This is a genomic window from Salinicola sp., from assembly GCF_982684285.1.
In genome coordinates this window covers 12,088-19,075 of sequence record NZ_CEXLVS010000055.1, presented here as the reverse complement: position 1 = coordinate 19,075, position 6,988 = coordinate 12,088, and the positions used below count along the sequence as shown (strand labels likewise).

Annotated in this window: 5 protein-coding genes; all 5 read right to left on the bottom strand. The window is 65.1% G+C overall.

Annotated features, from left to right (window positions below):
- A partial coding sequence (locus tag AC3AYF_RS06995) for a glycosyltransferase family protein (protein WP_295037983.1) occupies nt 1–534 on the bottom strand: 534 nt, incomplete at its 3' end.
- Nucleotides 535–608: 74 nt separating this feature from the next.
- Nucleotides 609–1,637 carry a glycosyltransferase family protein gene (locus AC3AYF_RS06990; RefSeq protein ID WP_295037984.1) on the bottom strand — a complete coding sequence of 343 codons (1,029 nt, stop codon included), beginning with the start codon at nt 1,635–1,637 and terminating at the stop codon, nt 609–611.
- A 43-nt stretch (nt 1,638–1,680) separates the two neighbouring features.
- Nucleotides 1,681–3,996 (bottom strand): glycosyltransferase family 2 protein, encoded by a 2,316-nt coding sequence (locus AC3AYF_RS06985; RefSeq protein WP_295037985.1) that lies wholly within the window; start codon nt 3,994–3,996, stop codon nt 1,681–1,683.
- 11 nt (nt 3,997–4,007) lie between these two features.
- A complete protein-coding gene (locus AC3AYF_RS06980) occupies nt 4,008–5,852 on the bottom strand; it encodes a glycosyltransferase family 2 protein (RefSeq protein WP_295037988.1) in 1,845 nt (614 codons plus the stop codon).
- Between the two features lie 33 nt (nt 5,853–5,885).
- Nucleotides 5,886–6,878: a glycosyltransferase family protein gene (locus AC3AYF_RS06975; protein WP_295037990.1), complete on the bottom strand. Its 993-nt coding sequence runs from the start codon at nt 6,876–6,878 to the stop codon at nt 5,886–5,888.
- Between the last annotated feature and the right edge of the window lie 110 nt (nt 6,879–6,988).

Below are 6,988 nucleotides of genomic sequence, written 5' to 3'. Positions count from 1 at the left end.
GTAGACGAACAGCGCCTTGGTGTCCGAGGCCTGCTCGCCCAGCGACCAGTACTCCGCCTCCAGCAGTCTACCCTCGAGATCCTGCTGGTAGTCGATGTGCTCCTTGCAGATCACGTTGATCCAGGGCAACCGGAAGTAGAACCGCTTCAGGTTCTCCTCCCCCGGGAAGCGCTGGGCGAAGCCCGCGTAGAAATCCTTGACCGTGTGGCCCTTCTTGAACGTCAGGAACTCGTCGGCATCGAAGCCATAGACGACGTTGTAGCAATCCTTTTTCAGGTAGAGCTCCAGCGCCCCATTGATGTAATCGGCCTTGCGCTTCGAGAAGCCCTGCTCGTCCTCGATCTCGACGAACGCGATCTCCTTTTCGGGATAGCGATCCCGCAGTTCGGCAACGCACTCCCGGAGGAAGTCATGTTCGATATGACTCAGCACGACGAGTCGGTCGAACCCCAGTCGCAGGTGGTGCAGGAAGGAAGCGAAGACCACATCCTCTTCCCCCCTGACCATTGTGATGGCGGTGAATTCGAGTTTCATGGTGGGATTTCCTGTCATGGTTGAGAGTGCTTGTCGCCATGACGGCGACACGAATTGGGAATTGGGGGAGCCGCTCAGCGCCTTACCCACCAGAAGGCCCGGGCTTTCTCCGGGTTGCCGATATCGAGCGCCTTGCGGGCGGCGTTCTGCGCCATCATTCGCGCCGTGGCGGGATCGTCGATCAGCTGCTGCATCGCCGAACGCCAGGCCTCGGGGGTGTCTTCCACCAGCAGCCCGTCCTCGCCCTGAGAGACGATCTCCCGATACGGCGAACGCGCGCTGTAGAGCCCCACGCTGCCCATGGCGGCGTTGTCGAGAAACTTGATGTACGTCTTGCCGGCATTGAACGGGGTATCGCGCATCGGCGTCAGGCTGATATGCATGCGCTGCCGGTCGCGATAGCGCTGGAACGCCCGCCATCCCAGCGGTTTCGGCGTGCGAACGCGCTGCAGCCCGCGCAGCGAGAGCGGCGAGTACCCCCCCAGCATGATCTCGAAGGTCAACGCCGCGTTGCGCTCGTGGATGTCGACCAGCGCCGGCGTGATGTTCTCGAGATCGGCCAGATGCGCCCGGGAGCCGTGGAATCCGACCCGTGGCGCCAGCATGGAAAAATGATCGTGGGTCGGCATCGGCGAGATCAGCGAAGGCGCCAGCAGCGAGACCGAATCGTGGCGGCGGCTGAAGTGTCTCGCCAGCGGCTCGCAGCAGGCGATGACCTCGTCGGCGATCGCCAGCAGCCGAGGCTGCAGGTGCGAGGAGACATGAGCCATTCGCCGCCGGTAGGTCTCGGGCAGCTGCTGGTCGAGGGCGGCGGCGGCGATGTCGTCATCGATCAGATAGCGGATGGTCGCCAACCGGTGACGGTTGTCCTCCAGCCACGAGATCCAGGCCGCGTTGAGCGAACGGCAGACGAGGATGTGAGCGTTACGCAGCTCGCCCACCAGCCAGGGCATGCACATGACCGGCAGCCGCCAGTAGCTGGTGTCGATGCGCTTGACCTCGATGCCACGCGATTGCAGCCACGGCGCCACCGATTTCAGGAAGTAGATGTCTTCGGTCGGGCAGGTTCCATCACTTAAAACCACCCAGCGCGGATAGCTCATGATCAGTCCCCTCGTAGGCTGGATTGGCATTCCCCTCGCGCACTCATCGCAGCGAGAAGTCTTCGTAAGTCAGTGTCAGGTTGGGGTGGTAGGCCGGGTCGTCGAACAGGCGATGGCGCCAGCGATGGCGCATGTACTCCGCTTCCCGGGACGCCCGCTGCCGTTTGGCCTGGGTGTCGTCGGCCCCGCGGGAGACGGATTCGTGGTGGTAGAGTTCGGCGAAGGGCGTCCACAGGTTGCGATACCCCGCCTCGTCGACCTTGAGGCAGAGGTCCACGTCATTGAACGCGACCGCCAGGTTTGCCTCGTCCAGCCCACCGACGGCCTCGAACAGCGACTTGCGCACCACCAGGCACGCCGCGGTGACGGCGGAAAAGTTCTGCGCGAGATGCAGTCGACTGAAATAGCCAGGCTCGTGGCGCGAGAAGAACTTGTGGGCGTGCCCCGCCACCCCGCCGACACCCAGCAGGACGCCGGCGTGCTGGATCGTGCCGTCGGGGTAGTAGAGCTTGGCCCCGACACAGCCGATCTCTTCGCGGCAGGCCTGGCTGACCATCTCCTCCAGCCACTCTTCGTTGATCGGCTCGACATCGTTGTTGATCAGTCCCAGCACCTCGCCGCGCGCATGGCGGGCGCCGAAGTTGTTGATGGCCGAATAATTGAAGGGGTGCGGCCAATGCAGCACCCGCACCCGGGGGTGCCCGGCCAGCTCGGCCAGAAAACCCAGGGTCTCCGGGCAGGTCGAGCCGTTGTCGAGAATCAGCACCTCCAGGCGGGGATACCGCGTTCGCTCGAGCAGCGCCTCGACGCACGGCCGCAGGATCGCCACCCGGTCGCGGGTCGGGATGAGCAGGCTCACCAGCGGCGCCGGGTCGGGAAGCGGCCAGCGCACGCGATAGGTGTTGGGGAACCGGCCGGGCTCGGCGGTCGCCCCCGGCGCGTGCCGGGAGAGATGATCCCGCACCGCCCGCAGGCCGGCCTCGCCGGTGTAGCGCTTGGTCATCGCAGCGGTTGCCGTCGAGCCCTGTCCGGCGTGCCAGTGGTAGAGCACTCGCGGGATTCTGACGATGCGATCCGCGGCCAACCCGGCCGTGAAGCGCAGCGCCAGGTCGTGATCCTGGCTGCCTTCGTAGCCCTGGCGGAAGCCCCCGACGGCCTTCACCCTCGCCGTCCGATACACCCCGAGATGCGATACGTAGTTCTGCCCGAGCAGCAGATCGGGATTCCAGGCCGGCTTGAAGTGCGGATCGAACCGGGCGTCGTGGTCGTCGATCTTGTCCTCGTCGCTGTACAGAAGCTCTGCGCGGGGCTGGTGCTGCAGCGCATCGACGACATGGAAGAGCGCGTCGGGCACCAGCCGGTCGTCATGGTCCAGCAGCGCCACGTACTCGCCTCGTGCCAGGGACAGCGCGCTGTTGCTGGCGGCGCAGATATGCCCGTTGACCGGACGGAACGTCACCTCGATACGGGAGTCCTGCTCGGCGTAGCGCAGGAGGCGTTCGCGGATGCGGCGATCGGTGGAGGCATCGTCGGCGATGCACAGCTGCCACTGCGTGTAGCGCTGTGCCAGCACCGACTCGATACAGCGCTCGAGCGCTTCCGGGGCCGGGTCGTAGGTCGGCAGCAGGATGGAGATCGTGGGGCGATAGGCAAACGCCGCCAGCCGGCTCGATAGCCACGCCTCCGAGGCTACCGGCTGCTGCACCAACCACTCCCGGTAGCTCTTGCGGGGGCACAACCGAACGAAGGTCTCCTCGTACTGCTTGAGCGCCATCGCCCGCCAGTGCGTGTTCTGCTTCCTGGCGAGCTGCTTGAGCCGGGAGACGACGCTGGACTTGGGGGTCTCGAGCCACTGGCCATGCAGATTGGCCAGCCGCTGGGCGAGACGGTCGCAGGCGAACCAGGGGGTCAGCCACACCAGCCGCAGATGCTCGATGGCAAAGCACCCTTCCGTCTCCAGCGGATCGAAGCGAATCCCCCTGATGCCCGCGCCGATATAGCAGAGACGCTTGGCGATGCGGCCCGGTTTCAAGGTGAGATAGAAGCTCTCCGACTCGTTGAAGCCCCGCCCCGTGTCCACGTACAGCCGCACCGATCCGCTCGGCTGATCGTGCCGGATCGCGACCTCCAGCATGTTCCAGCCGGGCATTGGCATCTGGCGCCGCCAGCCGAACTGCGGGTCATTGCCCGTCGAGCGCCAGCCATAGGAGCGACTCTCGTCGGACCCGTCCCGCACCAGCCGCTCCAGTTGATGGAGCGGCTTCAGCCGCGGATGGCAGACGAATCGGGTGGAGCGTTTCACGCCCCGCCAGAACCTCCAGCCTCGGGCCTCCGGTACGGGGGAGAGGGAAGTCTGCATCGCGATCTCCCTCACGATTCCAGCACGGGCTGGAGTGCGGCGGTACGCTGCACGCGATGCCGTCCCAGCGATTGCTGGGTCAGCGTCACGCGGCAGTCGACGATATCCCCGTGCGCCGCTTCGAGCGGAAGGTGGAAACCGACGTAGGCGCCACGGGGCGCTCCCCAGCGCAGCATGCCGGGCCGCAGCGCGTTGGCCAGCGTCCGCCCCACCTTGCGATCGTTGATCCAGACCTCGATCTCGACCGGGCTGTCGTCCGTGGCCCACCAGGCCCAACCCACCACCTTGTCGGCAACGCACTGCTGTATCGCACCGTGCACGAACGGCTGGCCTTGATGGAAAAGCGCCAGGCGTGACTCGAACAGGCGCTCGCAGTTGCGATAGAGCTGGAAGTCCTCCGCGTTCAATTCCCGCAGCGCGCTCTGGTCGGCGGCATCGATCTCGTAGACGTGGTCGACGGAGGCGTGTCCCAGGTTTTCGGCCATGCCCGGGATCTGCCAGCCGTAGAGGTCGTTCAGGATCGCCAGCGAGTCCGCGTAGCGCTCGGTCAGGCCGATGAATCCCAGCGCCTCGATCCGCGTCGATTCCAGAAACCGGCTCTGGCGATTGATCATGTCGTGGCGCCGGTAGAACGCCGAGAACGAATCCCGATAGCCGTGATGACGGACGAAGTGATGGTATTCGGAGGCCAGTCGCTGCAAGGGATCCCGCACGAACGAAAAGCAGTTCCGCATGCCCGCCAGATGGGCGTACTTCTCCACCTTGACGTGGCCGCCCAGCAGTTTCACGTCCTGGGCGGAAAGGATCTGCCAGAGCCGCCACACATCGCGCCGCTCGTAGGCCCAGCGCACCACCATCGGCGCGGTCTCCCGCTGGGTCTCGCCGTAGTCGTGCCAGACCTGCGCCTCCCCGAGATGGGCCTTGGCCCCCAGCCGGAAGCTGGTCCCCGCCGTCTTGGGAATATGCACGAAGAAACGCGGCTGCGGGGGCGCCGCGGCCAGCTCCGGCGCCAGTTCGCGGCTGGCATCGTCGACCCGGCGCAGCAGCTCCGGCGAGAAGCGGAGCGCCACCTCGTTCATGTCGTGCTTGCGGAAATACTCCAGGTCCCGGGAGTGCATCGGCCCCATGTTGGCGCGGCCCCGTGCCATCTTGGTGTCGACGAACTCCTCCTGGGACTTGATGTTGTAGTGGTAGATCCGCATCGGGGTCTCGATGACCCGTTCGGTGCGCCCGGACTTCGGCTTGCCATCCAGAAAGGCCGCTTCCTGTCCGTCGGCGCCCAGGTAACGGTAGCCCGGCTTCAGCTCCGCGGTGTGAGCGGTCATCGACAGCACCAGCGACGGCTTGACGATCGACTTGACGTGGCAGTTGACGACCCGCTCGCTCTCGCTGGCCATGGTGAACCGCTCCAGCACCCCGCCGGGCTGACGAAACCGCATGCCGGACGACCCGAATATCCGCCAGTTGATGGCGACGGCGCCGACATCAGCGGGCGCCAGGGTCGGTTCCAGCCAGTCCAGCGGCCGATCGCAATGGGGATGCACCAGGAACTCGTCGACGTCCAGGAACGCCATGAAAGTGGCTTCGTGGCCATGCTGCTCGAGCACATGGCGATACCACAGCACCTGCGCCAGCTCCTGGTGCTCCCACTTGCGCGCGGTCACCAGCCCCTGGCGTTGCCATTTCGCCAGCAACAGGTCGGAGTCGTCGGTACTGCCGTGGTCGGCAATGTAGAAATGCTCGAAACCGATCAGGCGGTGATAGGCGATCCACTCGGCAAGATACCGTCGCTCGTTCTTGACGATGGCGACGATAGCGTATCGGTAACGGGGGCGATTGGCAGTGCGTGAAATCATCGGCGTAAATTCCCAGGCAACTCGGCTCCGCGACTATTTCGCGGAACCCAGAACCGGGCCGACGTCCACTCGATGGCGGTAAATGAACCGAGTGATGGCCCGAATCTTTCTATCGGTAATGGCTTCACCGAAGACATCAGCGGCTTCGGCAAGACTGTTGAATCGTGGCTGGCTGGCAGTACAGGCCGAGAACAGGTCATCGGCGATGTCGCGGGACAGCGCCGCGTGAGCCGGAGACGCCCCCGGGTCGGACTGGATCATGACCCGCCTCAATGGTCCTTCCAGGCGGTCTCGAAACTGGTCCGGGCTGCGCAACGGCACGTGGTAGACACAGGCCCCGCTTCTCTCCACGAAGGCCAGCGTCTCGGGGTCCGGCATCACGGGCACATCCTTCTCGCCCGCGAAGGCCTGGTGGTAGGCCATGTGGACCCGGGTACCGGGACGCTTGCGGAACAGCACCTTGTGCCGGCTGTTCTGGCGGGTATCGACACAGAGGTAATCGCCCTCGAGGAACTGGCCGCTCAGGTCCCGCTCCTGATAGCGGTGACGCTTGGGGATCAGGTTCAGCCAGGGCAGCGGGAAGCACTCCCCCACGCCTGCCGATCCATCGCTACGCTGCAGCCCGGCGGCGAACGCGGCGTGGAATTCACCGATCGACCCGTGCTCCCCCAGCGACAGAAATTCGTCGGCGTCGAAGCAGTAGACGTAGTTCTCCAGCTTGGGATCGATGAACATCGACAGCGCCCGGTTGACGTAGAACGCCTTGCGCCTCCCGAAATGCCCGCGACTCTCCAGCTCGACGAGATCGACCTCCAGCTCGGGAAAGCCGGCCCTCAGCTTGTCGATGCACTGGCGCAGGAAGTCGTGCTCCAGATAGCTGATGACGATCAGCCGCTGGAATCCCAGCCGCGCATGGTGCAACAGGGAGGACCAGACGATATCGCTCTCGCCACGCACCATCGTCAGGGCGGTGAAACAGATGTTCGACGTGGCGCGGATAGCCGCGCGTGGTAAATCGGTCGTCACGCATCCCCCTCGACCACTGAGCACATCGCTGGACTGGCGCCGGCGATCGGTAGCGGATCACCACGGCACCGGCAAGTTGGATCGACGCCCGGCCCCGGCCGACCTCGACC